Source organism: Virgibacillus alimentarius (assembly GCF_000709085.1).
In the GTDB taxonomy this organism is placed as follows: Bacteria; Bacillota; Bacilli; order Bacillales; family Amphibacillaceae; genus Virgibacillus_B; species Virgibacillus_B alimentarius.
In genome coordinates this window covers 1-3,515 of the sequence record NZ_JFBD01000125.1, presented here as the reverse complement: position 1 = coordinate 3,515, position 3,515 = coordinate 1, and the positions used below count along the sequence as shown (strand labels likewise).

Annotated in this window: 3 protein-coding genes; all 3 read right to left on the bottom strand. The window is 37.4% G+C overall.

Features of this window, described 5'->3' with window-relative positions; genetic code table 11:
• Positions 1-205: 205 nt before the first annotated feature.
• Genes GZ63_RS0115570 through GZ63_RS0115560 form a run of 3 tightly spaced genes read right to left on the bottom strand, consistent with a single transcriptional unit; the run spans position 206 to position 2,904 of the window.
• Entirely contained in the window at positions 206-1,114 is a 909-nt protein-coding gene (locus tag GZ63_RS0115570) for an ABC transporter substrate-binding protein (RefSeq protein ID WP_051681521.1), read from the bottom strand.
• A 30-nt stretch (positions 1,115-1,144) separates the two neighbouring features.
• A complete protein-coding gene (locus tag GZ63_RS0115565; protein ID WP_029271130.1) occupies positions 1,145-1,786 on the bottom strand; it encodes an ABC transporter permease in 642 nt (213 codons plus the stop codon).
• Positions 1,786-2,904, bottom strand: a complete 1,119-nt coding sequence (locus tag GZ63_RS0115560) for a betaine/proline/choline family ABC transporter ATP-binding protein (RefSeq protein ID WP_029271128.1) — start codon at positions 2,902-2,904, stop codon at positions 1,786-1,788. Before GZ63_RS0115560 ends, GZ63_RS0115565 begins: the two co-directional genes overlap by 1 nt.
• Positions 2,905-3,515: the final 611 nt, after the last annotated feature.

Below are 3,515 nucleotides of genomic sequence, written 5' to 3'. Positions count from 1 at the left end.
ATTCCATCTTTGACAACGATCTCTTTTGCATCCTCTGTATTATCGGCTTTGACACGTTCGCTTTTTCCTAATAGTGGAATAAACAGAACAAAGACAAATCCTATAAGAGCAATCATGCTGTTGCGTTTCTTCATACTTCACCTCCACCCCACCATTGATTGTTTAAATGATATAGTTGTAAATTTATGGAGCATGATCCATTCATTTAATCCAACATTCCTTCGTCTTTTAAAAATGCTTTAGCAACTTCTTCAACACTTCTTTTTTCAATATCCACTTCATAAATTAAATCAGTCATTTTTTCCGTATCAATGGTGCCAACAATCGATTCAGTAATCTTATCCACTTCCGGGTATTCCTCAATAACGGAATTTTGAGCTACGAGAGATGCTTCATAAGGTGGGAAGAAATGTTTATCGTCTTCCATCACGGTTAAGTCATACTCCTTTAATTGCGGATCTACCGTATAAGCCGTCACTACATCTAGTTCACCGTTTGCAATCCCCTCATACATTAAAGCCACATCCATTCCACGGGCATCCGCAAATTGATATGCATACGTATCCTGAAATCCTGAATAGCCGTCATTATCGCGCTCAATCCAAGCATTATCTGTCCCTAACGTAAGTTCATCTGCAAACTCGCCTAAATCCGTTAATGTCTCAATCTGATTTTCTTTTGCAAAGTCTTTCTTAACAGCGATACTATAGTTATTAATGTATCCTATTGGGTCATACCATTTAATATCATATTTTTCCCCAAAGCGTGATTGTGCCTTTTTTAAAGTTTCTTCGGGATTCGTTGTATATTCGATATCATCAAAGTAGTTGTTATATACCTCACCTGAAAATAAACTAGCAAAATCAAATTCGTCGCGTTCAATTCCTGCAAAAATTTGTGGACTTGCTGGTAGATCTTCGACAATGTCCACTTCATGCTTTGTTTGATCTTCCACTAATAACTTTAAAATTTGCACGTTAATTTTCGAATCGGTATTTTTTGCAGCAGCAGCTGTAAACGTTTCTCCTCCATCAGCAGATGCACCGCCTCCGCATCCAGCAACCAACATCATCATAAGCACAGAAGCAGCCATTATATATTTTTTAAATTTCATCCATAAAACTCCCCTTCATTCGTTTATTGTTTACACTTTTGACAGTTTCTTTTCCATTTTTCCTAAGATGAAGTCTAGGAATATTGCGATCATGATCGCTAAAATCGTTCCTGTAAAAATCATAAATTTATCATTATAACCAATCCCAGCTAATACGAGGTCTCCTAATCCACCCGCACCTATTAAAGCAGCAAGTGTGGTCCAGCTAATAATATAAACCGATGTAACACGAATCCCTGACATCACATATGGAAGAGCCATTGGTAACTCAATTTTAAATAAACGTTCAAATGTACCAAATCCCATGCCCTTCGCCGCTTCAATAATTTCTGGATCAACGGACTGCATCCCTGCATAAGTATTTCGTAATAATGGCAATAGGGAATATAAGAATAATGCCACCACTGCAGGGGTAAAACCAATACCTAGAATCGGAATCATGATTGCTAATAAAGCAATCGTCGGGATCGTTTGAAAAATATTTGCAATATGAAACATCAATCCTTTTATCTTTTCATTCTTTAATTTGGTCATATAAATACCTAGTGGTACTGTAACGAACACCGTGATGATAATCACCGTAAATGAAATGATCATATGCTCGGTCATATAGTCTAAAATCGAAGCATATTTTTCACTCCAAAATTGGAAATAATCCGTTAATACATGCACTATTTAACACCACACTCTCCGCCTGTCATTTCATGGAGTACATGAAATAACTTCGTTTGATCTAGTAAACCTATCATGTTTTGATCGGAGGATAGAACTGGAATGGTATCTTTTCCTTGTTTCATATGACGTAGTACATCTTCTGTTTTGTCTATTTCATTAATCGGAATAACGGAAGGATCGAGTAAATCCGTAAGCTGTTTATCTTTATTGGATAATGCATCATATAAATTGACGGTTCCTACATACTTTCCATTTTTCTCCATTACCGGAATCGTAGCTACTTGATGTTTTAGCATTTGCTCAATGGCATGTTCCGTTGATGAATCATCCAGTGTGGAAATAAATGGTGTTCTGATTAGTTCAGCAAGCGCTGGAAGCTCTCTCCTTCCTAGTCGTTTTTCTCCGATAAATTCTTTAACAAAATCATTTGCTGGATTTTCTAATATCTCTTGAGGTGTTCCTTTTTGAACAATATGACCATCTTTCATTAAAATAATTTGGTCAGCTATCTTCAACGCTTCGTCCATATCATGTGTCACAAAAATAATCGTTTTATTAATTTCCCTCTGCAGACGAATCAGTTCATCTTGCAATTGTTCTCTGCTGATTGGATCAAGCGCACTAAAAGGCTCGTCCATTAAAATGGTAGAGGGTTCGGCTGCTAAAGCGCGGATAACGCCAATTCGTTGTTTTTGACCGCCACTCAGTTCAGAAGGATAGCGATTCATATAAGTTTTTGGGTCGAGGTTCACCATATGCAATAATTCCTTCACACGCGCACGTATTTTTTGTCTATCCCATCTTAGTAGCTTAGGAACGGTGGCGACATTATTGTAAATGGTCATATGTGGAAATAAACCAATGTTTTGAATAACAAACCCGATCTTACGGCGAAGTTCGATAGGGTTCATTTGTTTGATATTTTCACCATCAAATAAAATTTGTCCATCTGTATAATCAACTAAACGATTGATCAGTTTCATCGTCGTTGTTTTCCCGCAGCCACTTGGACCGATCAATACATTTATTTTCCCATCTTCAAAAGCTATATTTATATTTTTTAATGCTTGAAAACCATCTTCATACACTTTGTCGATATTTTTTAATTCGATCAAGTGATTTCCTCCTTATTATCGAATTGAATGTAAGTGTGATCTAGCACTTTTAATTCTTGCTTACTGTTGACTTATCAAATGAAACGAAATCACTCCCTGCTGTTTTATACACCGCGCTATTTATCCCAATGGAATTTTTAGATAATGCGAAAATTCGATCATCCAAATTTGAAGAATCGTTGATCGTTGACCACTCGACCTCCACTCAACCTACTAACTAAACGAATGCCGCTTTCTACCATGAATGCGGAATAAATAGTTTTACGATTCGTTTTGTGAACATGTTCATAAAAAGAACTCGTTCACATTAAGTACGATAATAAAATCCCTTACGACTGTCAAGGTGACTTCCCGCTATATTTCGACAAAATTCACCTCAAACACGAATCCTAGCAAGGCTTACCAAAAAATTTCGATATTTTCTTTTAAGGGGAGATTTGTACTGTTCGAATCGCTTGCTTTATTGCGCGAGTTTATTGAGTTGTTGCTCGAGTTGCTTGTCTTGTTGCTCGAGTTTCCTGCCTTGTTGCGCGAGTTCCTTGCCTTGTCGCGCGAGTTCCTTGCCTTGTTGCGCGAGTTCCCTGCCTTGTTGCTCGAGTTCTCTGCCTTGT

What these genes read in the sequence shown, in the direction of transcription:
- GZ63_RS0115570 (WP_051681521.1), bottom strand. Translation starts at nt 1,114, where the DNA reads ATGAAATTTAAAAAATATATAATGGCTGCTTCTGTGCTTATGATGATG.